The following is a 26,667-nucleotide window of genomic DNA, read 5'->3' on the forward strand; positions in this document are numbered from 1 at the left end:
TACAGCACGATCGGGGCATGGAAGCGAACAAGTGCCCGCGGTGTGGGTGGCCGCTGGCCGAATTGCCCGGAAGCGCGACGAACTCCCAGCGGGTCTCCCAGGGGAGCCTCGACTACATCCGGTGTCTGTGCGGGAGCTGGCTCGCCCGCGTCGACGGCGTCGTGATCGGCGCGACGAAATCCCAGCTGGGGCAGGCTCAGCTCTGACGATGGCGCGCGTCGGCGAGCAGCTGCGCGAGCGCGTGCACGGGAGAGGTCTCCAGCTTGTGCCGGTGAGCGTCGTAACGGTCACGGGTGGTGCGGATGTCGGCGTGGCCCAACAGGTCCTGGACCTTCTGAACCGGGACGTCGTTGGCCAGCAACAGGGTTCCGGTGGTCCGCCGCGCGGTGTGCGGGGAGATGGTGTTCGCCTCGGAGAGTCCGGCGGCGCGGGCCTGCGCCCGCAGCAGGAACCAGACATCGCGCTGCGCCAACGGTTTCCCGCCGGGTTTGGTGCTGTCGTAGCGGTGGGGCATGGTCGCGAGCAGCGGGCCGGTCAGCTCGTCCGGGCGGACACCGGTACGGGCGGCACGCAGGTCGAGGTAGCGGCGCAGTGGATGCTGGGCGGCGGGGACGAGCGGGACGAAGTCGCGGTGGCCGCCTTTGGCGGTGTAACGCAGGATCGTGTGCCCGGCGTCGGTGTCGAGGTCGCGCACGGTGGCGGTGGTCAGACCCGAGACGCGCAACCCAGTGTAGAACAGGATCGCGACGACGGCGGCGTCGCGCCAGGACGGCTCGGTGTCGTTGGCGCGGGCCCGGTTCTCCATGTGGTTCAGCAGTTTCGCCGTCGACTCGCCACCGAGTGCCGGCAGCGGCGGGGTCTTGCCGGTCTTGGGCCGGTTGACCGCGGACACCGGGTTGCGATCGGCGACGTCGTTGGACTGCAGGTACCGGTACCAGCTGGAGATGCCGGCGAGAGTGCGCGCGACGGTGGAATCGGCCGCGGGCCGGGGGAGACCGTCCCTGCCGGTGACGGTGAGGGTGTTCTTCCAGGCGTCGACGTCGGCACGCCGGGCCGTCAGCGGGTCGAGCCCGGTGCGGGCGCACCAGCCGAGCCAGGCGGAGAGGTCGGCGTAGTAGGCGCGGCGGGTGTGGTCGGTCTTGTCGGTTTCGAGCCAGAGCGCGGTGATGTGCCGGATCGCGTACCGGTCGAGCGGGTCGGCAGGGGGGAGCGCGGGCAGCAGTGCGACGGCTTCGGCGAGGACCTGCCGCCGGTTCTCGGCCCTGGTCTCCGGCAGCCCGGTCTTCGGCGGCTCCAGCGAGGTGGGCACGAGTTCGGCGGACATCGTGATCATCCTAGTCGCGGAGCGATCCCCTGCCCGGCTCCCGACCCGCCGCGTTTAGTCCTCTACTTGCGGTACATGCACACGCAACCATCGCAACTAGAGGACTAATTGCGGGGCTCAGGTGTAGTAGCCCTCCACCGGGACCCGGGCTTCGTCGTACAGGGCGGGGCCCTCCAGCTGTACGCCCGGTCCGGTGGCAGGCGGCTTCAGGGCGTTGACCTGCTCGCCGGAGAGGGCGAACACGACCCGTCCCAGGCCGGAGCGTTCGATGGCGCCCTGGCACATCCCGCACGGCTGGCAACTGGTGTACATCGTCGTCCCCGCCGCGACGGCCGGTTCCAGCTCGCGCGCTGCCCAGACGGCGAGCTTCAGCTCCGGGTGCAGGCTGATGTCCGATTGCGACACCGTGGTGTTGTGGTCCTCGGCCAGCACCGTGCCGTCGGGGCCGACGAGGAGCGACCCGAACGGCGGGTCGCCGTCCACACGGGACTTCGCAGCCAGCTCGATGGCGCGGCGGAGGAACTTCTCGTCTTCTTCGGTCATCAGCGGTCCTGTTCGGTTCGGTATCGGCCCAGTTCCCAATGTGCGGCCACGGTCGCCAAAGCCTGCCAGGCGGCTTCCGGGCGGAGGGTCTCTTCAGGGTCACCGGAGAACGGGTCGAGCACGACCGTCTCGGCGCCGAGGTGGCGAATCCGGTCGAGGTCGTCGACGATCTGCTCGATCGTGCCCTCCCCGGCGAGGCGGTCCGGCCCGGTGACCGGACGGCCGGTGATGTTCAGCAGGATCCGCGGGGTGAACGCGGGGATCGGCCGAGCATGGGCGTCGGCGATGGTCTTGACCCTGGTGAGCGCTTCGGTGAGCCAGGGGAGGGTGGCTCGCAGCGGGTGCCAGGCATCACCGACACGGACGGCGCGGCGGATCCCCGCGTCGCTGTTCCCGCCGACCCAGATCGGGATGTCGCCCGCCCGGTAGTCGGCGTCGTTCGCCCACGCTTTCCGGACGGCGTCGAGATGGTCGTCGGTCAGCCGTCCCCGCTTCTCGAACGGGACGTCGAGCGCTTCGAACTCCTGGCGGGCCCAACCGGACGCGACGCCGAGCACGAGCCGTCCACCGCTGAGCTGGTTCAGGTTCGCGGCCATCCGGGCGATCAGCAGCGGATGCCGGTACGGGACGATGAGCACGGTGGTGCCCAGCCGGATCCGGCTCGTCACGCCGGCGAGCCACGACAGCGTCGTGAACGGCTCGTAGAACGGCGCCGGATACTGCTCGGCGACGTCGGGAGTGATGGCGACGTGGTCGGACACCATGAGCAGGTCGTAGCCGAGACCTTCGACCGTGGTGGCCCAGCCGCGGAGGATCCCGGGGTCGGTCCCCGGGCCGAAATTCGGGACATTGACACCTATTCGCACAGGTCAAGGCTATCGCCGCGGCGGAAGCCCGGGAAGAGATCTTTCCCGGCGTAACGGGCTTCGCGCCGTGGATCTGCCGGTATTCTGGCCCGATGGCCGAGACTCTCGACGCGACGGACTGGGCGATCCTGGTCGAGCTCCAGAAGGACGGGCGTCTCCCGCTCACCGAGCTGGGCAAGAGGGTCAGCCTGAGCGCGTCGGCGACGACGGAGCGGGTCAAGCGACTGGAGTCGGCCGGGGTGATCACCGGCTATCGCGCTGACGTCGACCTCGAAAAGGCCGGGTACGTGTTGCTCGCGGTGGTGCGGCTGAAGTACCCGGGCAGCAAACACGCGCCGTTGCACAAGCTCCTGGCCGAACGGACCGAGATCCTCGAATGCCTCCGCACGACCGGCGACGACTGCTATTCGCTGAAGATCGCGGCGCCGTCGATGGGACGGCTGGAGGAGATCGTCAACGAGCTGGCGCTGTTTGGGAGCACGAACACCAACATCGTCTACAACCAGACGTTGCCCTACCGCGGGCCGCAGGGTCCGTGACCACGGGCCCGCTATTCGCCCTCTCCGAACCATCGGCGCAGCGCCCCGAGCAGCTCCTGCTGATCTTCGCCCACCCATGCCACGTGACCGTCCGGCCGCAGCAGCACGGCGGGCACCTCCAGCTCCCCGCCGGCGTCGACGACGTGGTCGACGCGATCTCCCCAGGCCCGTACCGAAAGCAGGCCGGTCCGGTCGAGCAGCAGGCCACGGCCGCCGTGCATGAGGCCGTAGAGGTGCCCTTGCTCGAGTTCGAGGTCCCGCATCCGGCGGCCGAGCAGTTCGTGCCCGTCACCGAAGTCGTAGCGGATCCCGGTCGCGGTGATCTTCTCGGTCAGATACCGGTTCACCTCCTCGAAGTCCATCAGTTCCGACAGCAGCCGCCGCACCGCCCGGGCACCCGGATCGAGCGACATCAGCAGCATCTGCGCGCGGGTGTTGTTCAGGACGTCTTCGGCCACCGGATGCCGTTCGGAGTGGTAGGTGTCCAGCAAGTCCTCCGGCGCCCAGCCGTCGATCGCCGCGGCCAGCTTCCAGCCGAGGTTGAAGGCGTCCTGAATACCGAGGTTGAGTCCTTGCCCGCCGACGGGCGGGTGGACGTGCGCGGCGTCGCCCGCCAGGAACACCCGGCCGACCCGGTAGCGCTCGGCCAGCCGGGTCGCGTCACCGAAACGGGACAGCCAGCGTGGGGAATGCACGCCGAAGTCGGTCCCTGCGGTGGCGATGAGCTGCCGCTTGACCTCGTCGAAGGACGGCGGGACCCGGGGATCCTCGCTCACGCCGTCGGCGGGCACGACGACCCGGTACACCCCGTCCCCGATCGGGCCCGCGCCGAAGCGCAACTGGGTCTTGCGGACCTCGGTCATCACCGCGAGCACGGTCTCCTGGTCCGCGGTCAGCTCCATCTCGCCGAGCAGAGTCTCGACCGTGGTCGGCTCGCCGGGGAACCCGACGCCGAGGAGTTTGCGCACCGTGCTGCGGCCACCGTCGCAGCCGACGAGGTAGCGCGAGCGCAGCCGCGTCCCGTCGGCAAGTTCGACGTCCACCCCGTCCTCATCCTGGCTCAGCCCGGTCACCTCGCGACCGCGCCGGATCTCGACGCCTGCCTCGGTGGCGTGTTCGAGCAACAGCCGGTCGGTGACGGGCTGGGGGATACCGAGGACGTACGCGTGCGTGCTGTCCAGCGACGACGACGGTTTGACGATGCCCGCGAAATACCCCCTGATCGGCGCCTGCTTGCCGTGCTCCAGGAACCGCTCCAGCAGACCCCGCTGATCCAGCATCTCGATGCTGCGCGCGTGCAGGCCCAGCGAACGGACGACCTTGGTCGGCTCCGGATCCCGCTCCAGGACGACCACCCGGACACCGTGCAGTCGCAGTTCGGCGCCCAGCATCATGCCGGTCGGCCCGCCACCGGCGATGATCACGTCGATCAAAGTTCCCCCTGTGTTCTCGTTGCCACGGCGGGAGATTCTGCGGTACGACAGGGGTCTTGTGGCAAGCCCCGGGGTGCGCTATACGTTGGAAGTGGCGGTGACCGCGGACCGCGCGGCTGAGTCTTCGAATCTGGACCGACCGGTCCACGATGGGTAGCATCGACCCTGTGCCACGTCCACGTCAGTTTGATGAGCAGCGCGTGCTGTCAGCTGTGCAAGCGGCGTTTTGGGACAAGGGCTACGCGGGCACCTCACTCGAAGATCTCCTGGCGGCCAGTGGGCTCGGCAAGGGGAGTCTGTACGGGGCGTTCGGGGACAAGAAGAGCTTGTTTTTGCGTGTGCTGCGCAAGTACGACGAGGCCAATGACCAAATGCTGCGTGCGTGGCTCGAGCAAGCCGATCGCAGTATCGACGTCATCCGGAATTTCGTGACCGGGCCCGTGTGTGATCCCAGTGGTGAACAGGCCCGCCGGGGTTGCCTGCTCGCCAACACGGCAATGGAACTCTCGGCGAGCGCCGCCGACGTGGCCGCGGAGGCGCGCCGCAGCTACGCCTCGACCACTGCCGCGCTGACCGACGCTATACGACGAGCGCAGCGCGAGGGCGACGTCGCGCCCCATCTCGACCCGGACGTCACTGCCCGCGCGGTCCTGTCCGGTCAGCTCGGGCTGATCGTGCTCGGTCGAATCGGTCAGGACCCGGCCGCCTTGTCGGCCACGGCCAAGGCTCTGCTCGACGGCCTGCTGCCCGCGCCCTGAACATCCCTGCCATGGTGGCGTGCGACACACTGCTTCTCGAGTTATTGACCGTGCAGTCCATAAAAGGGTGTTATGGACTGCACGGTCAATAACTCGAATGGGAGCTGTCATGAAGGTGTTGGAGGGCAAGGTCGCGGTCGTCACCGGGGCGAACGCGGGTATCGGGCTGGCGATCGCGCGGGCCTACCGTGCCGAGGGTGCACGGGTGTTCGTCGCCGGCCGTCGCCAGGCGCAGCTCGACGAGGTCGAGGCCGAACTCGGCCCTGAGGTCACCAGTGTTCGCTGCGACGTAGGCCGGCTCGAGGACCTCGACAGGCTCTACGCGACTGTTGCCGAGCAGGCGGGTCGCATTGACGTTCTGGTGGCCAACGCCGGGATCGGGATCGCTGCCCCGCTGGGTGAGATCACCGAGGAGCAGTTCGACGCCATGTTCACCACCAACGTCAAGGGCTCGCTGTTCACCGTGCAGAAGGCGTTGCCGCTGCTGTCGCCAGGGGCGTCGATCATCCTCACCGGGTCGACGGCGATTTCGCGCCCCCAGTCGTATCTGCCCGTGTACGGGGCGACCAAGGCCGCGATCCGCAACCTGGTTCGCGGGTTCGCCCACGACGCCGGGGCGCGTCAGTACCGGATCAACGTGCTCTCGCCCGGCGGTACCCGCACGCAGGGTCTACAAGAGCTGGTCTCACCCGAAGAGCTCACCGCCGCCGGGGCGTCGGTTCCGCTCGGCCGATTGGCTGAACCCGAGGAGATCGCCGCGGCAGCCGTCTTCCTCGCCTCGGACGCGGCCAGCTACGTCAACGGTTCCAAACTCGCCGTGGACGGCGGCTTCGCCCAGATCTGAGGCACGCCGGACCGGCCGTGGCGTGAACCGCGGCTCATCCCGGCGACCCCGAAGCCGCGCTCGGCACGTACGAGCAGGCGTTGTTCCCGCGCAGCGAGGACTCGGCCGCCGAATCCGCCAAAAGCCTTGTCGTCTGCTTCGCCGAAGACTCCCCGAAGCCCTTGCTGGAACTGTTCGCGTCGTACCGCTGAGGCAACCACCGCACGCTGCCGGACGTACCCCCGGTAGACGAGCGAGGGGGAGCCAGTGGCGGACACCGGGTGGCCGGGGGAACTCAGGTTCGAAGAGGTCGCGGCGACCAGAAAGTGGCTGGGTAAACGCGGTATCGACGTGGGGGAGCCGTCGAGACTGCTCGCCATCCGGATCGGCCCTCGGCTGAGCCGGTCGGTACCCGGCCGGTTCCGGTGGCTCGCCGGAGCGATGGTGGTGAGTGTCCTGCTGTGTGGCGTCTACGGGTTCCTGGCGGTCCGCGGCGAGGAACTGCCCGAGGGCGTCAACGTCTACTTCATCTGCGGCTCCATCCAGGTCGCGCTCTGGCTGTCGTACCTGCACCGTGAACGGGCGCTCGATCCGCTGCCGGTGATGGACCGTCGCTCCGGGCGCCCATCGGCGCGGAAGATCCTCGGCGACTGGTACATCGCCTCGTTCGTGATCACCTTCGGCGGCGCCGCTCTCGCGGCCGCCATCCTCGTCACCACCCCGGCGAAGGCGTACGCGTGGGGCTGGCTCGGCGGGCTCGGCTGGGCAGCCCTGTGCTGCGCGGCGATCCTCGTCGGCACACTGTGGCGGCCCGTCCACGCCGAGGACACGGCGTCGGCGGCCGTCGACACCGAACTCCGAGTCCTGGACAGCCAGGCCGCGGCGCCCGGCTTCTTCGCCGCGATCGTCCTGTTCGACCTGCTGGTCAGCGACCGGGCACCCGCCGGGTTCACCGGATGGCTGATCGCCTACGCCGCACTCGCACTGGGGACGACGGCCGTCGGGATCCGGCGCCACCAGCGCCGTCCCGCGTTACCGCCGGGCGACTACGGAACACCGATCCGGCCACTGCTCGACACGACCCGGTAGGACGATCCGTCAACAATGCGCGGCCAGCATGGCGACACAGCTCCGCGAGCACGACGACCGCGAGCAATTCCTCTCCGGCATCGATATCTTCCTGGCCGGTATCGCGACCCTTCGCTAGACCGAATCGGGTCTCAGGCCGGTTCGTGCTGGGAGCGCCGGGCGTAGGCGCGGGCGGCGCGGGCCCGATCGCCACAGCGGACCGAGCACCACTGACGCCGTCCGTTACGCAGGAAGAACCGGCTGCAAGGAGCCGACCCGCAGGCGGCGATCCGCTCGGCGTCCGGCCCGGTGAGCAGGTCCGCGGCGTTGGCGGCGAGCATCGCCAGCGCGTGTTCGACGATCTGGGTGATCGGATGCGACGCGGTGCGGTACAGCCCCCGGACCGGGTCCCAGTGCAGGAGTTCCGCCGTGGGGGCTTTGCTCAGCGCGTCGTTGACGGCGTTGAGGGCGCTCTGCGGAGCCGGTTCCGCGCAGGACCGCGCGGCGAGCAGCACCCGCACCTGCTCGCGCAGCGAGCGGACCAGCGACGCGCACATCTCCCGCAGTCCGGCGTCGATCGGCGCGAGTCCCCGGTCGGCAAGCCAGTCCGTCGCGGCAGCCGGAGTACCGAGGAGATCGACGAACTGCCCGCCGGGCAGCGCGATCGCGGTGTTGGCGAGGGCGAGCGCGACGTACTGTTCCGCGCCCGGCGCGGGCGGCAGGACAGCGGCGTCGAGATCGGTACCGGCGGTGTCGTCCACGGCCTCATGGTAGGCGCCCGCCATGTTCTCACGGAAACGGTTGCACTCTTCCGTGAGAACACGCTAGCGTCGCTCACGGAAACAACACTACCTATCCGTGAGGTGGACGATGACGGTCAGCACGAACCCGACCAGCGAACAGTTCTCCGTCCAGGTCTTCGGCGGACCGACCGCGCTGATCGACTACGGCGGCCTGCGGTTCCTGACCGACCCGACCTTCGACGAGCCCGGCCACTACGGGAGGCCCGACGGAAGGCCCGGTCTGACCAAGACAGCCCCGGCTTCGGCGAAGCCCGCCGACCTCGGCCGCGTCGACGCCGTCCTGCTGTCCCATGACGAGCACCCCGACAACCTCGACCACTCCGGCCGGGCGCTGCTGGCCGACGTGCCGTTGACGCTCACCACGCCCAGTGGCGCGGGACGGCTGGGCGGCACGGCGAAAGGGCTGGAGACCTGGGAGGCGGTCGACCTGACCCGGCCGGACGGGGGAGTGGTGACCGTGACAGCCGCGCCCGCGCTCCACGGACCGGAAGGTGCGGAGAAGGTCACCGGCGACGTCGTCGGCTTCGTGCTCACCGCGCAGGATCTGCCGACCGTCTATGTCAGCGGCGACAACGCTTCGCTCGACGCCGTCCGGGAGGTCGCCGACCGGTTCGGCCCGGTCGACGCCACCGTGCTCTTCGCCGGGGCCCCGCGGCTGAAGCCGGTTTTCGACGGCGCCCTGCTCGTCCTCGACAGCGCTCTCGCCGTCGAGGCGACGAAGATCCTCGGCGCCCGCACGGTCTTCCCCGTGCACATCGACAGCTGGGACCACTTCACCGAAGGCCGCGACGACGTGGTGGCCGCGTTCACCGCCGCCGGCCTGGCGGATCGGCTGCGGTTCGGCTGACGCACGGCGCCTGGTGGTGACTACGGACGCCGGGTCGCGCGCACGACGACGTCATGGAGGGGGACCTCCCGACCGGGAATGCTCCGGCGGCCTTCCTCGGCGGTGACGACCTCCCAGGCCGTCTCGTCCAACCGCGCCGTGATGGCCGCGGCGTTAACCGACGCCTCGGCGGGCGGCTGATGCCCGTGGCCATGCTGGGTGTGGAGGTGCCCGACGACCAGCAGCGTTCCACCGGGCGCCACCCAGTGCGCGACGCGGTCGTAGAACTCCAGTTGTGGCATCGCCGGATGCGCGTAGTGGGTCGTGACCAGGTCGAAGGTCGTTTCCGGTGTCCAGTTCCCCAGGTCTGCCTCGACCCACCGCAGGCGCTCCGGCGTGCCACGCTCGGCCGCCCGGGCCAGGGCCGCGGCCGAAATGTCGACGGCGGTCACTCGCCAACCCCGTGAGGCGAGCCAGATCGCCTCGGCACCCTCGCCACACCCCGCGTCCAGCGCCGTACCCGGCACCAAGTCGCCGATCTCCCTGGCCAGATAGGGATTCGGCGGGCTCCCGGCGCCGTTCTGCCGCCAGTGCTCTTCCCAATAATCCTTGTCGAACCCGTGCGTCATCGGTCGGTCCTCTCCGTTCGTCTCCGCGATGGTGACGATCCCGGAGGCGTAAGGGCAAATCTTGTTGCCGAATGGCAAACTGGACGCGTGGACCTGGACCGCACGCTCGACGCCGTCGGGACGAGGTTGAAACACCTGCGTCAGCGTCACGAGATCACGCTGGCCGATCTCGCCGAGGAGACGGGCATCTCGGCCAGCACCCTTTCCCGGCTGGAGGCCGGGCTGCGGCGCCCCACTCTGGAGCAGCTCCTGCCGCTCGCCCACGCCTACGGCCTGACCCTCGACGAACTCGTCGACGCGCCCCCGACCGGCAACCCCCGGATCAACCTGCGCCCGATCGCCTGCGCTGACGGATCGACCATCCTGCCGCTGACCCGCAGACCCGGCGGTATCCAGGCCTACAAGTTCGTCCTGCCAAGGGGAGACGACGACACCGAACCGGACCTGCGCACCCACGAGGGATACGACTGGGTCTACGTTCTCAACGGCACGCTCCGCCTGGTCCTCGGCGAGCACGACCTCCTCCTCGAGCCGGGCGAAGCCGCGGAGTTCGACACCCGCACCCCGCACTGGTTCGGCGCCACGGGCGCCGGTCCCGTCGAGTATCTGAGCCTCATCGGGCGGCAAGGCGAACGCGCACACCTCCGCGTCGGGCCGTCCCAGTAGCAAGAAAGGAAGTACCGTCATTCCCACCGCGACAGTGCAGATCCCCACCCCGGACGGTCAGGCCGACGCCATCGTCGCCTCCCCGGACGGCGACGGGCCGCATCCGGGTGTCCTCCTTTACCCGGACGCCTTCGGGCCGCGCCCCGTCCTCTGGGAGATGGCGGCCGAACTGGCCGGGCACGGCTACTACGTCCTCGTCCCCAACGTCTTCTACCGGCACCGCCCGGCACCGGTGTTCGACCTCCCCGAGCACATCACCGCCGAAAACCGGTCCGGGCTCTTCGGCGAGATCATGCCCTTGATCGAGGCGCACACCGCCGAACGCGCCCTGCGCGACGCCGAGGCCTACCTCCGATTCCTCACCACCCAACCCGAGGTCAGTGCCGGACCCGTCGCCGCGATCGGCTACTGCATGGGCGCCGTCCTCGCGATGCGCACCGCGACGGCCCACCCCGGCCAGGTGGCCGCCGTCGCCGGATTCCACCCCGGAGCCCTGGTCACCGACGCACCCGACAGCCCTCACCGTCAGATCCCGAACCTCACCGCCCAAGTCCACCTCGGCCTCGCCGAGAACGACATGACGCCCGAGGCCATCGCCGAGATCAGCCAGGCGTTCGACACCGCCGGCGTCGGCTACACCTGCGAGATCTACCCCGGCACCGTCCACGGCTTCACCATGTCCGACACCGACGCCTTCAACCCCGAGGGATCCCGGCGCCACTGGGACCGGCTGCTGGACCTGCTCGGCCGCACTCTTACTTAGGACTCCTAACAGAATGATCTCGGGGTGTGGTTGGATGTCGTGTCTCGTTGATCTTCGGTGAGGGGTGGGCTGGGTGGGGCAGCGGCGTCCGTGGGAGGTCGATGATGGTCTGTGGGAGCGGATTGAGCCGTTGTTGCCACAGGTGGAGCGTCGGTTTCGGCATCCTGGGCGTAAGCGGTTGGACGACCGTAAGGCGTTGTGCGGGATCATGTTCGTGCTCTACACGGCGATCCCGTGGGAGTTCCTGCCGCAGGAGATGGGCTACGGGTCGGGCATGACGTGCTGGCGCCGGCTGCGGGACTGGACCGAGGCGGGTGTGTGGCAGCAGCTGCACGAGCTGCTGCTGGCGGAGTTGCACGCGGCGAACCTGCTGGATTGGTCGCGAGCGGCGGTCGATGGATCGCATGTGCGGGCGTTAAAAGGGGGCCGAAAACCGGACCCAGCCCGGTAGACCGAGCCCGCACCGGGTCGAAGCACCACGTGATCACCGACGGCACCGGTATCCCGCTGGCAGCCACCTTGACCGGCGGGAATCGGCATGACGTCACCCAGCTGATGCCGTTGATCCACGCGGTGCCACCGGTGCGTGGCCGCCGTGGGCGGCCTCGCCGTCGGCCGCGTCGGATCTACGCCGACCGCGCCTACGACCACGACAAGTACCGCAAACTGGTCCGCGCCGTGGGAATCACGCCTGTCATCGCTCGCCGCGGCGAGGAACACGGCTCCGGCCTCGGCGTGCACCGGTGGGTCGTCGAGGGCGCGTTCGCCCTACTGCACTGGTTCCGGCGTCTACGCATCCGCTGGGAGGTCCGCGACGACATCCACGAAGCCTTCCTCACCATCGGCTGCACCATCATCTGCTGGCGCCGACTCAAAGCCAACTCATTCTGTTAGGACCCCTTAGAGCCGTTCGATCCAGACGTTGCGGAACCGCGGGTTCTCCCCGGGATCACCGTGGTCCTGCAACCGGACCGGGGCAGGCGAAGGATCCTCCGGCCGACCGGCCCCGGTCTTGCCGTCGATCGCGACGTCGTCGTGCACCAGTTTCCCGTTCCACCACAGGCTCACCCGCGCGTCGGCGATCTTGGTGCCCTTCGCGTCGTAGCGCGCCGCGCGGAACCTGATGTCGTAGGTCTGCCACGTGCCCGGCGCGGTGGCCGCGTTCACGTCCGGCGCCTTCTTCGTGTAGATCGCGCCGGCGTCGTCGGTCTTCGGCGCGGTGACACCGAAGGACTCCAGCACCTGGATCTCGTACCGTTCCTGGAGGTAGACGCCGCTGTTGCCGCGGGCCTGGCCGGTCTGCTCCGGCGGGTAGTGCGGCTGATACCACTCGGCGTGCATCCGGAAATCGCCGAACTTCTCCTTGGTGCGAATGTCACCGCCGGACGATTCCATCGAGCCGCCCGCCACCGGCCAGGACGCCGGGCCACCACCTGCCGACTCCCACGCGTCGAGGTTCTTCCCGTCGAAGAGGACCGTCCGCTTGGCCGGGGTGACGGTGAGCTTGTCGAGGTTCACATGCCCACTGTCCTGTGGCTCGTGGACGAAGGCGATCGTGTTCGCGCCGGGCCGCAGCACCGCGGATTCGACGTGGGTCGCCCACTGGTTCCACGCGCCGGTGCTCGCGAGCCAGATCTGCTTCTGCTTCCGGCCGTTGACGTACAGGCTCATCGACTTGCTCACCGGTTCCGGGCTGGGATTCGGCCCGTTCGCGTACCGCAGGGCGAGATCGTGGCGGCCGGCCTTGGCGATGTTCACGGCGAAGGTGGTACTCGCGCCGGGTTCCCAGTTGCGGTCGACGAAACCGGTGCCCGAATAGCCACTGTGGTTCGTGTTGAACCCGGTGCCACCGGCCAGTTTGGCGGATTCCGCTTCGTACTCGGGCGGCGGAACCGAACCGTCGGGCAGCTTGTTCATCGTGTACCACGCCTCGGTGCTCCACAGTTCCGCACCGGATTCCGCGGCGAACGGACGGGGGGAGTGCAGATGCACCACGCGCCCCGGCTTCAGGCCGTCCACCTTCAGCGTCACTTTCTTGCGGTTCGCGGACAGCGCCGCCGACGTCACCTTCAACGTCTCCTCGTCCACCTTGGGTCCGCCGTACTGCGGCGTCGCCACATACCGCCACTGGGCGGCCTTGTACTTCGACGTCAGATCGAGCGCGGTCTTCTCCGACAGCGGCTGGGTGTACTCGATCTCGAAACCGCCGCCGATCGCGCGCACGGCACGCATGTCGAACGCGTCGCCGCCGGTGAGGGACAGTTTTTGCAGGCCGTACTTGAGCTTGCCCTCCTGACCCCAGTTGCCCTGCCAGCCGATGCCGCCGGTGTAGATCGCGCCGTCCGGGCCGAGACTGATCCGGCTGACGCCCGACTCCAGTCCCTGCGTCATCCTGAACACCGCGCCCTGGTACTCGCCGCCGACCTTTTCCAGGTACGCGCGCTGCAAGCCGCCGTAGGTCACGTCGCCGAAGACCATCTGCCCGGCGAACACACCCGAGGGCAGGACCAGGGGATTGCTCGGCGAGTTCGAGATCTCGCCGTGCGGCAGCCACAGGATGGGCTCGGTCACCGGCCGGTCGTCGAACGGGCCGTCGGGATTGGTGTGATGGTTGAAGAAACGGCCCGGTTTGATCCGCACCAGCTTCGAGGTCGGCACGTACGAGCCCTGGTTGTCGGTGACGAAGACGTCGCCGTCCGGACCCCACCCGAGGCCGTTCGGTGTCCGCAGTCCACCGGCCACAGAGGACACTTTGCCGGTGACCTTGTCGATCTTGAGCGTGGAGCCCCGGTTGGCGACGGGCTGCGGATCGGCGGTCGCTCCGCCGGGGACCATCGCGATACCCGTGGTGACGAAGAAGAACCCGTCACGGTAAAGCAAACCGAACGCGAACTCGTGGTAGTTGCCGCCGAACGGCCAGGTCGCGATCCTGCGCTGCTCGTCGGCGACCTCGTCACCGGTGGTGTCGACGAGCGCGGTCAGCTGATGCTTCTCGGACACGTAGATGGTGCCGTCGACGTACTTGAGCCCCATCGGCTCCCGCAGATTCCCGGCGATCTTCTTGAACGTCACTCGTGACGGATCGGTGGCACCGGTGACGCCGTCGATCAGGTACACCTCGCCGAGCACGGTCTCCCGGCCGCCACCCCAGGTGGAGACGGCCAACCTGCCGTCGGGCAGCCAGTCCATCCCGGTCACCTGCGGCTCGAAACCCTTGGGGCGCAAGTCCGTCAGCGTGTAGTTCGGATGCACCCCGGTCAGCGGCAAACCGTCACCGGGGGACTCGTCGACCCCCTCGCACACCTTGCGCCCGGGGGAGGTGACCCGCGTGACCTCGGCGTCGGTACTCAGCGCCGAGGTCGGCACGACGGTGAAATCGCTCGCGCCCGGCGGTTTCCACTCGAGTTTGAGCCGCTGGTCGAAGTCCGCGTCGAAGTGGTCGATGCGCAGCGGCTGATCACCGGCGCCGAGCTGGATCGAACCGTCCTTCGGTGTCGCCCCGTGCTTGCCGCCGTGGTCGATGACCTGGGCGTCGCCGAGGAACAGCCTGGCGCCGTCGTCACTGGTGAGCCGGAAGTCGTACCTGCCCACGGTACCCGTCTTGAGGTAGCCGGTGACCTCGGTGACGAACCGGTCGGCGAACCCGAACTGCGCGGCGGTGGACCAATCGATCGTCGGCATGAGCTTGTCGACGTTGGGTGTCTGGCTGGGCTTGAGGGTGCAGTACTTCTCCAGGGGAACCTGCACGTCGAACACGCGCATCGTGACTCCCGGTTCCTGCGGCGGGATTTCGGGCCGCGCGAGGGCCGGGGCGGGGAACCCGACGGCCAGGACCACGGTGAGCAGGGCGACGGGCAGCCGCATGGGGCTCCTCCTCGGCAGGCGCGGTTCCCGGCTCCGCTGCGCAACAACCGCGTCACCTCAAGCTAGCGAGGACTTTCGCGCGCAGTCAACGAAAGATGGTCGAAGATTTGCGAAAGTGTGCGATCTTGTGTGATCGGGCAGGTCCCGTCCCGGTGCCGGTCGCGACTTCTTGACTAATCGAATCCGGGCCACACGGCGGTTACGCGAGATCTCCGTCCAATCACGCGTAACCGCCGTCTGATCACGCGAGATCGCCGTCCGTGGAACAAACCAAACGTGCTGGGCGGGCCTTGCCGGGTGGCCGCGCACCACGGCTACTGGTAGACGGACGCTTCGGGACCGGGGCTTTCCTCGAAGGGGAACCGGTCGCTGAAGGCGGGTTTGAGATCGCTCAGCCAGGCCGCGGCAGGGTCGTATTCGGCGTAGAAGGGCTTGCCGACCAGGTCGGGATTGCGGGCCTGGATCAAGTGCAGGGCGAAGACCTTACGGCCCGCCAGCTCGACCACCCCGTCCACACAGACCTTGCCCGCCGTGGTCGACATCGAGGGTCCCCGCACGGTCCGCGCCAGGCCGGAGACCGCGGCATAGGCACCGCGGAATATCTCATGCGCACGCGCGAGCGGCACCGCGAAGTAGTCCGCAGGACCGGTGTCGCGCTCCACGAACATGTAGTACGGGACCATGCCCAGGCGCACCTGCCGGCGCCACATCGATTCCCACACCTCCCGCGAATCGTTGATGGAACGGATCAGCGGTGCCTGGGTGCGGATGAGGGCCCCGGTGCTCCGGATCCTGGCGATCGCCTGCTCGACGATCGGGGTTTCGAGCTCTCGCGGATGGGAGAAGTGGGCCATCAGGGCCAGATTCTTGCCCGAGCGGACGACCTGCTCGAAAAGCGCGAGCAGGTCCGCGGCGCCCGGGTCGGTCACGAACTTGCGCGGCCAGAACGCCAGAGCCTTGGTGCCGACCCTGACAGACTCGATCTGTTCGAGTGCGAGCAGGGGTTCCACATACTGCCGCAGCACCGACGCGCTCATGATCATCGCGTCGCCACCCGTGATCAGCACGTTGGTGACCTCGGGGTGTGCGAGCAGGTAATCGACGAGTGCCTGGACGCCACCGTCGGCCGCGATCCGCAAGCCAGGTTCACCGACGAACTGCGGCCAACGAAAGCAGTAAGTGCAATAGGCGTGGCAGGTCTGCCCCTGGCGGGGGAAGAACAGAACCGTCTCGCGGTACTTGTGTTGCATACCCTCCAACACATGTCCGTCCAAGACCGGGCTGTTGAGCTGCACCTGACCCGCCGGGTGCGGGTTAAGCCGCATCCGCACCCGATGGGCGGCCTGCTGGACCTCGTGCCGCGGCGCGGCACGTCGCAGCAGGCCGGCGATGTGGGCGACGTCCTCCTCCGGCAGCATGTCCTTCTGCGGGAACATCAGCCGGTATATCGGGTCGTCAGGGGCCGATGACCAGTCGATCAACTCATCGACCACGTAGTTGTTGGTCCGAAACGGCAAAACCTCCGCCACGGCTCGCACCGCCAGCCGCTCGGCGGGCGACAACCCCGCGCGGACGGTCAGCTGGTCCAGGTGTCTCGCGGTGAAGGCACGGAACCCGCGGTTCATGGAGGTTGTCTGGGCAGTATCCATCAGGGTCACGTGCGCACCTTCACTCCGCTGACGAAGGCCGCGAAGCCCTCTCCAATCCTGGACGGCCCCCGCGCTACGTGGGGCAGGGCCAGCGAGTCGGCGCAGTGAGGGCGTCTTCGCTGCTCAGCGTTCATGGTCGTCGTGTTCCTCCTCGAGAAAAGAGCGTCAAGAAAGCCAGCGCTCGGCGTCAACTCTCCGTTTCCGGGTCAGCCGACTGATCGCGGTATCAGCGGTGCTTGAACTGTGGTGTGCGTTTGGTGAGGAAGGCATCCATACCTTCACGCTGGTCTTCCGTGCCGAACAACGCATGTAACCTGCGCCGCTCGTAGGTCAGCCCCTCGGACAGCGCGCTTTCGAACGCCCTGTTCACGCAACCCAGTTCGTCCATGACCCGGTCGTTGAGGGCATTCGGTTGAGCTGAACCAGGCCGGTCTTCAGCGGGCCCTCGCCGTGCACGCTGATGAGCAGGTATTCGTAGGGCATGCCGTTCCTCCTGGGCTTTGAGGTCAGGTGGGCCGACCGCTGTATCCGTCGTGCGATCGGCTCATCTGATCAGCGGCTGAACGCTGCAGTAGGTTCACGCCTGCGGCGGCCGCCAGCAGCACCGGCGACACCCAGAAGCCGGCAGAGATGTTTCCTGTGGCGTCAGAAATCGCACCCGCCAACACTGGGGAGACGGCCTGCCCGAACGCGAACGCGACAGTCAGCAACGCGATGGCCGCCGTCCACGACGAGACTGGCAGTTGCCGCTGCGCCACAATGGTAATTGCGGTCGGACCTGCCAAGAAGCTGCCCCCGAAAAGGATCGCAGAGAGGAACATCGCTGCCGGACTCGCAGGAAAGACAAGAACAGGCAACGTGCCCAGCATGACCGTCGCGAACACCATGGACGGCCCCCGAGACTCCCGAATGACTCCAAGTACCTTTCCCCACAGCATGGTCGCTACGGCCGACACAAGCCCCAATACAGACCAGAACCAAATCACCTGTCCGCTGCTGCGCCCCTGCTCCTGCAACAGCGCGATAATGAACGTCATGTAGCCGACGTAGCCAGCTCCGAACAGCCCGTACCCGATGAATGTTGGCGCGATCTGGCGGAATTCCCGACCTCCCAACAAAGCGATGCGGCCGCCCGTCGGCTCTCGCACACTACGGGCGGCCCACCACACTGCCGGCAGGCACGCGGCGCCGATGAGGCCGAGAACAATCCATCCCTCTGGCCACTGCTGCGCACCACTGCTCAGAACGATGGGAATGGCCACACCGGCCAGGAGAATGCCGACACCAACACCTGCGACATAGAGACCGACAAGCGTGCCGCGACGGCGCGGATTCTGCGCCGGGCAGATCGCGGATGCCAATCCGGCGCCCAGGATAAAGGTAAGAGCCGTCGAACCGCCTCCGATAGTCCGCAAAGCAATGAGGGCAACCACATTTGTGGTGGTGGCGGTAACCAGCAGAATCACGACACTTACGGAGAAACCCAGGAGAAACGTACGCGCCATACCCCAGCGATAAGCCATCCATGCCGTTACGAGTGCACCCACGACGTAGCCAGCGCCGTTCGCGGTATTCATCGCGCCGGCTTCAACATACGTCCATCCCAGGTCCGCGCGCATCGGCGGCAGCAGCAAGCCATAAGAAAACCGGGAGAGCCCTAAAGCGACCGCTGCACCCCCGGACAACCCCAGCGCGGTGATGACCTCCCGCCACATTCGCCTTTGACTGTCGTCAGCTTCCGGGGGTGAATCTGCTGTCACTGCCAATTACCTCAAGACGCGGTTGTGAAGCTTGACTCCGCAAGCTCGATGAACATTGCCGCTCGCTAGCATGCCCTGGAGACGCCCTCTTGGACTCAGACTGGGCTCACATCCGTTACGGAGCAGCCCCTTCCACTGTAGCGAGCGGCTTGGTGTCGTTGACGACGAAGAAGCACAGCACCTTCAACGGATCAGGGCCGGGCACCTTCGCGTAATGCACAGCGTCAGCAGGAACCGTATAGGAACTGCCGATTGGCTGATGCTGATCAGGCTGGCCTTCGACGCACAAGTAGAACTCGCCACCGATCACGTAGCCAGTCTCGATACCGGGATGGGTGTGCGGCGACGCACTCGTGCCTGCCGGGACCTCGATGATGCTCGTGTTCATGATGTATCCATTGGGAAACTCGGTCCTCTGCAAAAGCGTCCGCTTGATATTTCCCTGGACATGTACTGCGCCGGCCGATGTCCCGATGGTCGGTTCGTTGGATGCTTCGACGTCTCGCATGCTACTCCTCCTAGGGTGGTTGCGTGCGTTCTCTTGTCAGTCACTACATCTTGACACCGATTGCCACCAGGGCGGTGCGCGGGACTTCCGCGATGTAGTGCTCTTGCTCGCGTCGAACCGAGATTGGTCCGAGCGTCTCCTCGACGAGAGCTTCAAGCCTCGCCTCGATGTCTTGCTGTGAGCCTGAGATATTGCAGAGGTCATATGCGCTGTATAAATGCATGAGTGCGTTGCGTCTTGCCTCCCCAGCCGTCTGCCCCTCCAGCATAAACGGGTCATGCATATCACACATTTTCATATCGCCAAAGCCGGCGTCCGCAAAGAGACCGCGGATCTCTGCGCGAGTGAGGTGTTCATGGGGGTGACCCGTGCGCGAATATGGATGCACAACATCGTCGAAGAACCGCGCGGCGCCTTGGCCGGCCTCGAATGCGTGCAGCACAAGCCGGGATCCGGGCTTGAGCGTGCGGTATGCTTCCAAGACGGCCAACTGCCGGGCGTGCGGACTCAGAAGTTGCGTACCATACCCAATGAGAACGCCATCCAATGAGTCGTCTCGAAACAGGCTTCTAGTCGCGGACTGGCGAATATAGGGCAGATCACGTGCGCGACAAGAGCTTATCATCAGGTTTGAGATATCAGCCGTGAATACGGTAGGAGCATCATTTCCGAGGGTCGCCGATAACCGCGCAATGGTGCCGCTGCCGCCGAGGACGTCAAGTACCCGAAGGGCCGATCCGGGGATTTCGCGAGAAGCTGGAGAGAACCACTTCAGGAGGCTCGTCATGCCAACCCGCCGGCTGTTCGAGCTGTTCTGCGCTTGGCTCCAAGCCAGCCCGCGGCCTCCTGTCTCCTGGTCTTCGAACTCCCAGGACAACGTGTTCAGTTCCTTGAGGTAGTCCTCGACCGCATCGGTCTCTATGCGCTCTGGGTCGAGCAGTTCGTATAGGCTGGGGTGCTTTGAGCGAATCTCCTGTAGATATCCTTGAAAAGTAAGATCAGATATGTAGTTGCTGCTGGTCATCGGACTGCCTCCGAACGAACATCAGGCGTAGCCGTCGAGCGCGTAGTGCCAGCTGTGGCGATATCGTCAAAAATCCCGAGTACGATCCGTTCGGCATCGACGGTCTGCCTCGACGCAATTCCCGGACGCGGCAAGGCGTGTGTATAGAAGTGCGGCCCCTCGACCACGAACCCGACTGCCCACAACCTGGATCGAACTCGACCGTCAGCCGTTTTTACACGTAGGTTCTCGTCGATGTCGATCCCGGACGGATGATACTCCCCGTTCATGAATGGCCTAACCAGGCCACGTCGCAAAAGGTTTGCCGACAGGGGAGAAGAGTCAGTATGGGGCGAGTACTTGTCGAGTCTCGCAGAAATTACCACGTCGATGGGGATATACACGGGACCATCGGGGAAATCTAACGAAATCCGGTAGTTGTGCTCATTATCGGGCGTCTCAATCCTGCTGGCAGCACCACCGGCGACATCGAGGATTCCAGCTTCGAACAGGGCCATCCATTCTTCATTGCGGCGCAGGGGAGGGCCAAATGAAACCCGGTTCACGATCGGATCGAATTGCTCGACGAAATAGCGATGTGAGGCCGGCGTCAAGCCGCCATGCTCCACCGCCGCGCGGAACGCCTCGCGGGCATCCCGCAAGACGTCCGTCGCGGCCTTGACGCCGCTTGTGCGGTTACCGCGATACGCTTCGCCGAGATCGTTTGTCATGAATGCCAGGAACCATCGGCGAAACTCTACCGGCGATCTGAAGTACTCGTCTTCCAGTGGCCACAAGATCTGCCGGATCAAACGAATTTCCTCCGGCGTCGGCGTGAAGCCGGTCGCGTCGACGTGCTCACTACGTTCCGCGGTCCGATAGGCATAGGCCATTTCGGTAATGAGTAGCGGTAGAAGATCAGTACTGAAATCGATCCGCGCATCGCCCAGTGCCATGGCGCGGGCACGAAGTCGAGCGACGGCCTGAGGCGTGAAAAACTGGCAAATGTGGCGTCCGGTCTGCCCCTTCTGGTTGACACCACGGGCGGCGAAAGGCAGTGCCTGACGAGAGCAGAGCCAGAGCCGTGGCTCACGTCCAGAAGCTTTATACACCAACTTGCCCTTCTCGGTCCGATACCTGCCACCACGACCCAGGGTAAGCGCCGAAACCACGTCGTGAGCAGTAAGACCGAGACCCTGGACCGCCACACGCGCGTGACTTGTGATCGCGTCCAGCTTGCTAATGGGATAGGGAGACGCGAAGTAGGTGAGATGTGGGTTCGCGGCTCCTTTATCCTGCGCGAAGGCGGCTAGCCGCCGATCCTCATCTGTCTGCGCACGTTGACCGTGTCCCATGGCAAGCACGGAATAGTGCGCAAAGACCGTCTTCCCGTTGTCGAGATCAATCGCGTACACATCGTTCTCGAACCGCACATCAATTGCCCGTGCACGCACGTGCTGGACACGGATATTGAGAGGAAGCGCGGAGACGACCTCACGGCCGAAGGCAGCCAGGTACTCGCCAAGGAGGACGCGAGGGAGGTGGCTCCGCTCCGCCACTGGTTGCTCTTCACGCCTGTCAGGAGCCCGGGCTCCGCCCAGGTGCCGGCGATAGCGCTGTTTAGCGGCCCAGTCGCGCACCGATGGCGTGCTGTCATCTCCGACGGAACTCAGCGGCGGGCGCATAGTGACCTGAGACGCGAGGGTGTTGATCAGAAGGTGGCTGGGCTGATCCGTGGGATGACTTCCCTCACCGAGATTTCCAGGATCAATCACCACCACATCGAGACTTACGTGGTGAGGTAGCCGTTTCCTGTGCTCCACAAGCCGCTCAAGGATGGTCAGCGCCCGGGGGCCGCCGCCAATGATGGCAAGCCGGAAGCTAGACATTGGCTGCGCCGGCACGCGAATCTTCGAAAGTCAGACGTGTGACCGGGTTGGCGTGCACCACCGCGATGTCCGGACTGAACTGAGAGGGGGGAAATGCGGTCAGGACCAACGGATCGTGTCCCGGGATGATGCGATCGAGATCTTTGGCCTGCGCCGCGATACGCTCGTAACCGTCGAGATACTCCTCGAAGTCAACAAAGCTCGGGAAGGGCAGGCGCCGACGAATGTTTTCGTAATAGTGCGTGGCATCGCTGGCGAGTATGATCTCCCCGCGCGCTGTGGCAACGGTGACGTACTGCAGACCTTTGGTATGACCACCACACAGGTGCACGGAGATGCCTGGCGCGATCTCCTCGTCACCGTCGACAAAGTGTAGCCGACCCTCATAAAGACTCTGCACGGCGGCAGCCACGTCGACGGACTCATAGTTCTTTCGCAATTGCGAATGCTGCATGCTACGACCTGTGCAATATTGCATCTCGGTGGTTTGCATATGAATTTGCGCGCCAGGAAATTCGGAAATGTTTCCAGCGTGGTCATAATGCATGTGGGTCACGATTACGTCGCTAATATCATTGGCGGTGACACCCAAACGCCCCAGAAGATCGAGCGGATGTGCATGGTAGTGCCGACCACGCCGGATAGCGGTCTCAGGCGTGAAACCGGTATCGACCAGCACAGTGCGCCCTTGCCCGCGAATTAGCCACACGAAGAAGTCAAGCGGCATTTCCGACCCATGGAGCGGATCCTCGCCGAGAAAGTTGGCGGCGCTCTTGCGGCCGTAGTGCGAGGCGTATCGCAGGGCGAAAACCTCGTAAACGGGCGAATCGGAAACGCCCGGGGTCATCGCCGGGCCGCCAGGAAAGAAGGGTCGACGGCGTTCGCGCACCACAGGATTCCGCCGGGACCGGTGATGCCCGCCGGAAGACGGCCGCCGACGGTTGTGCAGAATCGCGCAAGCGAGGATTTGAGAGACGCAGTGAGCATGGTTGCGACTGTCGGTAGACCTAGGTAGATCATGGCTATATAACATAGCGGATATCAAACACTCACGGCAATAGTTCGCATTGACTCATCAAATGCATCAACTACCTACGGCTGCGCGAGCTCGATCCAGACTTGCCGTTCATCCTTGTGCCACAAGGGCAGTCCATTGCGGACTGCAACGGTGCAAAAGACCCGGCCGATGGCCCGACACATCCCTGAACGATGTCCCTGGTCACCGCACCGCACCGCGGCACGGTCCCGGGATCGAACCCCCGAGGCAGCCTGCGTTGTTGGTGAGCAGGCCAATCGGACCGAGCCGGTCTCTGACCCTGCTGCTGTCCTGATGATTTGGGAACAGCATGCCTCCGGCGGCAGAGGGCAGACGTGCCCAGAACGATTCCCATCATGGAATTGTCGTAACAATCGCCTACGCTGCCCATTGAGGGCATGATTCAGGCGGGCCGAAGGCTCATGCGGTGAGTGGGGTTTGCGGCGGAGAGTGGCCAGGCCGAGCGCCTCGATCATTGACTCGGTCCGCATGTGATTGACGATGGACCAGCCGATGATGCGCTGGGAGTAGGCGGCCATGACGGCGGCGCAGCGGATGGTGCAGCCCAGGGTCCGGAGCCACGCCCAGTCCGAGCACAAGTTCGGCATTCCCAGGGGCGAGGGTGTCCGGTCACGCCATTCGTGATAGCCCGAGCGTGGCACGTCTAATACCCGGCTGGCCACGGCGACGTCGACACCGTCCGCGGCCAGCTCACGGACCGGTTGGTCACCAGGGAGGATTTCATCAGAGGCAGCCGGGTAGAGCGTGTACACCGCACGTCAGGCCAGCACACAATTGCCCAGCTGTCGAACGTGCCGCCTCTTCAGAGTGTCGAAGTGTCGCTATCCGGTATTACGATTCGGCTGCCTCAGTTCCTCGGCGAGATTTCTCCATCGTTCGGCACACACCAAGGCGAGTTCGGCGAAGTTGTCGCGACGGTATTCAGGGACGCCCTGAATGAGATTGTGTCGCTGGTCATCATTGATGTCGCAGATACTGAGCCATTGAAGCAAGGTCCGCGCGACGGCATTGAACCGCAATGAAGGATCCTTGCGCAGGCCCTGCAAGTCCGGGCCGGCCGAGCGTTGCCGAGGCGGCTCCGGGAGCACCTTGTTTTTCGAATACTTCATCGGCACTGGATCGTCACCGCGTCGCAGCCGGTCGCGGACATCGCGGGCCGTCCCAGTCGAGATTCCGGCCGTGCTCGCGATCTCGCGCAACGGGGCATCTGGTCGTTCAGCGATGATCTTGGCGGCTGCCCGTCGACCTTCCGCGGTGGTCAGCGGCCGTATCCTGCCGTCTTTGCCGATCCGTGCGTGCGACTGACAGGAATTGTCAGTCGCACGGCTTCGGATCGCCCCTACCGTCGGCGCGCTTAACCCTGTCACCTCGGCTATGGCCCGATCCGACCATGCGGCTTGCGACTCCAGTATCCGCAAGACCGCCGCCTCGCGATCTGCTCGAGTAAGCGGGAGGCCATGCTGCACATTCGACTGTACGGACTGCACGAACGCTTCGAAATCCGTACCGTCAAAGTAGGTAATCGAGATCTCCGAGTCTCCACGGAGGCGGGCAGCGAGGATTCGATGTGTCCCATCGATCACCCGCATAGTAGACCGATGCACAAGAACCGGCGGCAGATCTGCGCCCGCCCCGGCGAGCAATTCGACGTGCTTCGGGTCCTCCCCGTCAAGCCGCGGTGAGTCGGCAAGCATCAACGCATCCAGCGACACTGAATCTGACACCGTTTCCCCCACCCCAAGATGCCGAGTCGTCCACCTCCGGCCGAGTTACCACTGTCGCAGACAGGATCCCTGGTTGGCAATTGCCCATCCAGGCCAGCCGGCGGTTCATCTCACCGGATACCCGCAAGTCCAACCCCTACCCCGCGGCAGAGGTACACCCTGGCCTCGACCATCACAGCTCCATAGTCCCGATGGCAGGGCAGGCCTTTTGCCCTGCGGATAGCACCTTCGCCGCTTGACTGCGAATGTTCTCAGATGCTGTAACTATGCCATCGACAAACAGGGACGAACGGCTGCCGCGTTGTGCCATATTGGGCCATATGCCTACTCGTCCTGAGAGCTTCGCCGAGCCCGTGGAAAACGACTACGACTCCTTTGCCGAGGCGTACGCGGCAGAGACCGAGACCAGTCTGAACAACGCCTACTACACGCGGCCCGCGATCTTGGACCTGGCCGGGGACGTCGCAGGCAGGCGGATCCTTGACGCCGGCTGCGGGGCAGGCCCTCTGTTCGCGGAACTGCTCGACCGGGGTGCCATCATGACCGGCTTCGACTCCAGCGCCAAGATGGTGGAGTTGGCCCGGAAGCGACTCGGCGGCGACGCCGCCCTACGGGTCGCCGACATCGGCGACCCGCTACCGTTTTCCGACGGCGAGTTCGACGATGTCATCTCGGCCCTCGTACTGCACTACCTCGAGGACTGGACCGCGCCGCTGGCCGAGATCCGGCGCGTACTGAAGCCCGGTGGCAGGCTGATCATGGCCGTCAACCACCCGTTCATCTTCAAGCTTCTCTATCCCGAGGCCGACTATTTCGCGACCGTCAAGTGGGTCGGCCAGTACACCTTCGACGGCCAGCAAGCCGAGCTCACCTTCTGGCATAGGCCGTTGCACGCGATGACCGACGCCTTCACCGCGGCCGGTTTCCGAACAGCCGTCGTCAGCGAGCCCTACCCCGCGCCGGGCGCTCGCGAGCGGTTCCCGGAAGAGCTCGCGGGGAAGACGGCTTTCCTGAGCTTTCTGTTCTTCGTCCTCGAGGCTGTCTAGGCCCGGGGGCCACCGCGCCGCCAGTGGTGAAAAAGCAAGCCTCTGACCAGGTAAAACGCTCTCAGATCGCCGCTGAGCGCCGAAATCCGTCGTCCGGGTGTCGCCACCCCGGCGCTTCCTGATTCGCGCGAGCGCTTTCGCGATCCGCCGTGCCCACTTCTGAGCGAGCGCAGCGGCGGATCGAGCCCCAACAATCCGTGTCTCCTCGATGCTCAGTCATAAGGGGCATTATCACGGCGTCCTCAAGTCCCTCTAGTTTCGCGCTGGCGGAGCGCGTAACTAGTTTCGCGACTGGCAAACGCGAAACACTTGAGCCAGGATCTGCTGAGAAACTGCAGGTAGCGGGCGAAGATGTTGTGGAAAGCCTCGGGTCTCGCCGTCCAGTCACACGGCAGGCCGGGGGATGGGACTGGTGCTACGGCGTCCTGGACAGCTGTCCCCAAGAGCTGGTCACCCGCTCGCCCCGCGCCACCACCACAACTGGCGTCCTCACTACGGCTTCTGTGCAGGTCGTGAATCGGCTCGTGCCAGGAGGCGTCGACCTTGCCCTCACGTCCGATCTCGTGGTCGTGCGCAATACCCTCGTACAACAAAGTTGTCCGGCGGGCCGCGTCCTTGACTGCTCCGCCGAGGAACTCGGCACCGTGTCCCGCCCGAGGTCGAGTATTCGGTTGACGGCTTTCGGAAACTCACTCGCCATCGCACTCGTGCCGCTCGGGCACGGGGGTACGGAGCATATGGCGGCGATCGAAGCGATCCCGCGGACTGCCGTGCACGCCGATGCTCATTCCAAGGTATTACGCCGATTCAATCATTTGAGCGAGGTGTTTTCTCTGCCAGGTCGCGACACTGGATAGAAGAAACCTCATCGAAAGGAGCGGTTATGGTACCACCCGCACCGGATTTTGGGCGGGAGATCGATAATTATGCCGCCTTTGATCCGTTTAAGAAATGCGATCCGACAGCTAAGCCCGGTGTCGTGGAGTTTCGCGATCTCGTGCTTGCCGCCTATTCGGGAACCACAAATCTGGGCATCAGCCGCGCCTGCAATGTGGGTGGCGACAGTGAGCACAAGGAAGGGCGCGCCTGGGACTGGGGTGTCAACGTCAATGGCCAGGAGCACATC

Annotated in this window: 26 protein-coding genes; 10 read left to right on the top strand and 16 right to left on the bottom strand. The window is 65.7% G+C overall.

From position 1 onward, the window contains the following. Positions 1-17: 17 nt before the first annotated feature. Positions 18-206, top strand: coding sequence for a hypothetical protein (locus tag ACLARN_RS12430; protein ID WP_409491497.1), 189 nt, complete (start codon positions 18-20; stop codon positions 204-206). On the opposite strand, the gene ACLARN_RS12435 is transcribed toward ACLARN_RS12430, so the two are convergent. The 3 genes from ACLARN_RS12435 to ACLARN_RS12445 form a co-directional block, all read right to left on the bottom strand. Beyond that, positions 197-1,324 (bottom strand): tyrosine-type recombinase/integrase, encoded by a 1,128-nt coding sequence (locus tag ACLARN_RS12435; RefSeq protein WP_409491498.1) that lies wholly within the window; start codon positions 1,322-1,324, stop codon positions 197-199. The genes ACLARN_RS12430 and ACLARN_RS12435 overlap by 10 nt on opposite strands. 117 nt (positions 1,325-1,441) lie before the next feature. Then, a complete protein-coding gene (locus ACLARN_RS12440) occupies positions 1,442-1,867 on the bottom strand; it encodes a nucleoside deaminase (RefSeq protein ID WP_409491499.1) in 426 nt (141 codons plus the stop codon). After that, positions 1,867-2,733 (bottom strand): LLM class flavin-dependent oxidoreductase, encoded by an 867-nt coding sequence (locus ACLARN_RS12445; protein ID WP_409491500.1) that lies wholly within the window; start codon positions 2,731-2,733, stop codon positions 1,867-1,869. Before ACLARN_RS12445 ends, ACLARN_RS12440 begins: the two co-directional genes overlap by 1 nt. Before the next feature lie 92 nt (positions 2,734-2,825). Between ACLARN_RS12445 and ACLARN_RS12450 the strand changes: the two genes are divergently transcribed. Then, the gene (locus ACLARN_RS12450) at positions 2,826-3,272 is read left to right on the top strand and encodes an Lrp/AsnC family transcriptional regulator (protein ID WP_409491501.1); all 447 of its coding nucleotides are present in this window, start codon (positions 2,826-2,828) and stop codon (positions 3,270-3,272) included. An 11-nt stretch (positions 3,273-3,283) separates the two neighbouring features. Here ACLARN_RS12450 and rox read toward each other — a convergent pair whose 3' ends face one another. After that, positions 3,284-4,705: a rifampin monooxygenase gene (gene rox, locus ACLARN_RS12455; RefSeq protein WP_409491502.1), complete on the bottom strand. Its 1,422-nt coding sequence runs from the start codon at positions 4,703-4,705 to the stop codon at positions 3,284-3,286. Between the two features lie 167 nt (positions 4,706-4,872). On the opposite strand from rox, the gene ACLARN_RS12460 reads away from it, so the two are divergent. Both ACLARN_RS12460 and ACLARN_RS12465 read left to right on the top strand, forming a co-directional pair. Continuing rightward, a complete protein-coding gene (locus tag ACLARN_RS12460) occupies positions 4,873-5,463 on the top strand; it encodes a TetR/AcrR family transcriptional regulator (protein ID WP_409491503.1) in 591 nt (196 codons plus the stop codon). A gap of 109 nt (positions 5,464-5,572) precedes the next feature. Then, positions 5,573-6,307: an SDR family NAD(P)-dependent oxidoreductase gene (locus ACLARN_RS12465; RefSeq protein WP_409491504.1), complete on the top strand. Its 735-nt coding sequence runs from the start codon at positions 5,573-5,575 to the stop codon at positions 6,305-6,307. Positions 6,308-6,341: 34 nt separating this feature from the next. Here ACLARN_RS12465 and ACLARN_RS12470 read toward each other — a convergent pair whose 3' ends face one another. Next, positions 6,342-6,512, bottom strand: coding sequence for a hypothetical protein (locus ACLARN_RS12470; RefSeq protein ID WP_409491505.1), 171 nt, complete (start codon positions 6,510-6,512; stop codon positions 6,342-6,344). Between the two features lie 41 nt (positions 6,513-6,553). On the opposite strand from ACLARN_RS12470, the gene ACLARN_RS12475 reads away from it, so the two are divergent. After that, positions 6,554-7,375 (top strand): hypothetical protein, encoded by an 822-nt coding sequence (locus ACLARN_RS12475; RefSeq protein WP_409491506.1) that lies wholly within the window; start codon positions 6,554-6,556, stop codon positions 7,373-7,375. A gap of 131 nt (positions 7,376-7,506) precedes the next feature. On the opposite strand, the gene ACLARN_RS12480 is transcribed toward ACLARN_RS12475, so the two are convergent. After that, a complete protein-coding gene (locus tag ACLARN_RS12480; RefSeq protein ID WP_409491507.1) occupies positions 7,507-8,139 on the bottom strand; it encodes a CGNR zinc finger domain-containing protein in 633 nt (210 codons plus the stop codon). Between the two features lie 85 nt (positions 8,140-8,224). Here ACLARN_RS12480 and ACLARN_RS12485 point away from each other — a divergent pair, with 85 nt between their 5' ends. After that, a complete protein-coding gene (locus tag ACLARN_RS12485) occupies positions 8,225-9,004 on the top strand; it encodes an MBL fold metallo-hydrolase (RefSeq protein WP_409491508.1) in 780 nt (259 codons plus the stop codon). Positions 9,005-9,024: 20 nt separating this feature from the next. On the opposite strand, the gene ACLARN_RS12490 is transcribed toward ACLARN_RS12485, so the two are convergent. Continuing rightward, entirely contained in the window at positions 9,025-9,612 is a 588-nt protein-coding gene (locus tag ACLARN_RS12490; protein ID WP_409491509.1) for a class I SAM-dependent methyltransferase, read from the bottom strand. A gap of 93 nt (positions 9,613-9,705) precedes the next feature. Here ACLARN_RS12490 and ACLARN_RS12495 point away from each other — a divergent pair, with 93 nt between their 5' ends. From ACLARN_RS12495 to ACLARN_RS12505, 3 genes are all read left to right on the top strand, one after another. Next, positions 9,706-10,278: a helix-turn-helix domain-containing protein gene (locus ACLARN_RS12495; RefSeq protein ID WP_409491597.1), complete on the top strand. Its 573-nt coding sequence runs from the start codon at positions 9,706-9,708 to the stop codon at positions 10,276-10,278. A gap of 19 nt (positions 10,279-10,297) precedes the next feature. Beyond that, positions 10,298-11,041: a dienelactone hydrolase family protein gene (locus tag ACLARN_RS12500; RefSeq protein ID WP_409491598.1), complete on the top strand. Its 744-nt coding sequence runs from the start codon at positions 10,298-10,300 to the stop codon at positions 11,039-11,041. A 73-nt stretch (positions 11,042-11,114) separates the two neighbouring features. Next, a protein-coding gene (locus ACLARN_RS12505) for an IS5 family transposase (RefSeq protein ID WP_409491510.1) occupies positions 11,115-11,935 on the top strand; the annotation gives its coding sequence in 2 pieces (ribosomal slippage) (positions 11,115-11,457 and positions 11,457-11,935; 822 coding nt in all). A gap of 6 nt (positions 11,936-11,941) precedes the next feature. On the opposite strand, the gene ACLARN_RS12510 is transcribed toward ACLARN_RS12505, so the two are convergent. The 9 genes from ACLARN_RS12510 to ACLARN_RS12550 form a co-directional block, all read right to left on the bottom strand. Beyond that, positions 11,942-14,905, bottom strand: coding sequence for a family 16 glycoside hydrolase (locus ACLARN_RS12510; protein ID WP_409491511.1), 2,964 nt, complete (start codon positions 14,903-14,905; stop codon positions 11,942-11,944). 314 nt (positions 14,906-15,219) lie between these two features. Further along, on the bottom strand, positions 15,220-16,530 hold the full coding sequence (locus tag ACLARN_RS12515) for a KamA family radical SAM protein (RefSeq protein ID WP_409491512.1): 1,311 nt from the start codon (positions 16,528-16,530) through the stop codon (positions 15,220-15,222). A gap of 250 nt (positions 16,531-16,780) precedes the next feature. Then, a complete protein-coding gene (locus ACLARN_RS12520; protein ID WP_409491513.1) occupies positions 16,781-16,942 on the bottom strand; it encodes a hypothetical protein in 162 nt (53 codons plus the stop codon). Positions 16,943-17,060: 118 nt separating this feature from the next. Next, the gene (locus ACLARN_RS12525) at positions 17,061-18,269 is read right to left on the bottom strand and encodes a YbfB/YjiJ family MFS transporter (RefSeq protein ID WP_409491514.1); all 1,209 of its coding nucleotides are present in this window, start codon (positions 18,267-18,269) and stop codon (positions 17,061-17,063) included. 160 nt (positions 18,270-18,429) lie between these two features. Further along, positions 18,430-18,822 carry a cupin domain-containing protein gene (locus tag ACLARN_RS12530; protein ID WP_409491515.1) on the bottom strand — a complete coding sequence of 131 codons (393 nt, stop codon included), beginning with the start codon at positions 18,820-18,822 and terminating at the stop codon, positions 18,430-18,432. Positions 18,823-18,865: 43 nt separating this feature from the next. Then, complete coding sequence (locus ACLARN_RS12535; protein ID WP_409491516.1) at positions 18,866-19,846, bottom strand: class I SAM-dependent methyltransferase; 981 nt, start codon at positions 19,844-19,846, stop codon at positions 18,866-18,868. After that, positions 19,843-21,729 carry an FAD/NAD(P)-binding protein gene (locus ACLARN_RS12540; RefSeq protein WP_409491517.1) on the bottom strand — a complete coding sequence of 629 codons (1,887 nt, stop codon included), beginning with the start codon at positions 21,727-21,729 and terminating at the stop codon, positions 19,843-19,845. Before ACLARN_RS12540 ends, ACLARN_RS12535 begins: the two co-directional genes overlap by 4 nt. Next, complete coding sequence (locus ACLARN_RS12545) at positions 21,707-22,603, bottom strand: N-acyl homoserine lactonase family protein (RefSeq protein ID WP_409491518.1); 897 nt, start codon at positions 22,601-22,603, stop codon at positions 21,707-21,709. The genes ACLARN_RS12540 and ACLARN_RS12545 overlap by 23 nt, the downstream gene beginning before the upstream one ends. Before the next feature lie 989 nt (positions 22,604-23,592). Then, positions 23,593-24,483: a ParB/RepB/Spo0J family partition protein gene (locus tag ACLARN_RS12550; RefSeq protein ID WP_409491519.1), complete on the bottom strand. Its 891-nt coding sequence runs from the start codon at positions 24,481-24,483 to the stop codon at positions 23,593-23,595. Positions 24,484-24,815: 332 nt separating this feature from the next. Between ACLARN_RS12550 and ACLARN_RS12555 the strand changes: the two genes are divergently transcribed. After that, positions 24,816-25,541, top strand: a complete 726-nt coding sequence (locus ACLARN_RS12555) for a class I SAM-dependent methyltransferase (RefSeq protein WP_409491520.1) — start codon at positions 24,816-24,818, stop codon at positions 25,539-25,541. Positions 25,542-26,667: the final 1,126 nt, after the last annotated feature.

This window comes from Amycolatopsis sp. cmx-11-12 (genome assembly GCF_046269425.1).
Classification (GTDB): Bacteria; Actinomycetota; Actinomycetes; order Mycobacteriales; family Pseudonocardiaceae; genus Amycolatopsis.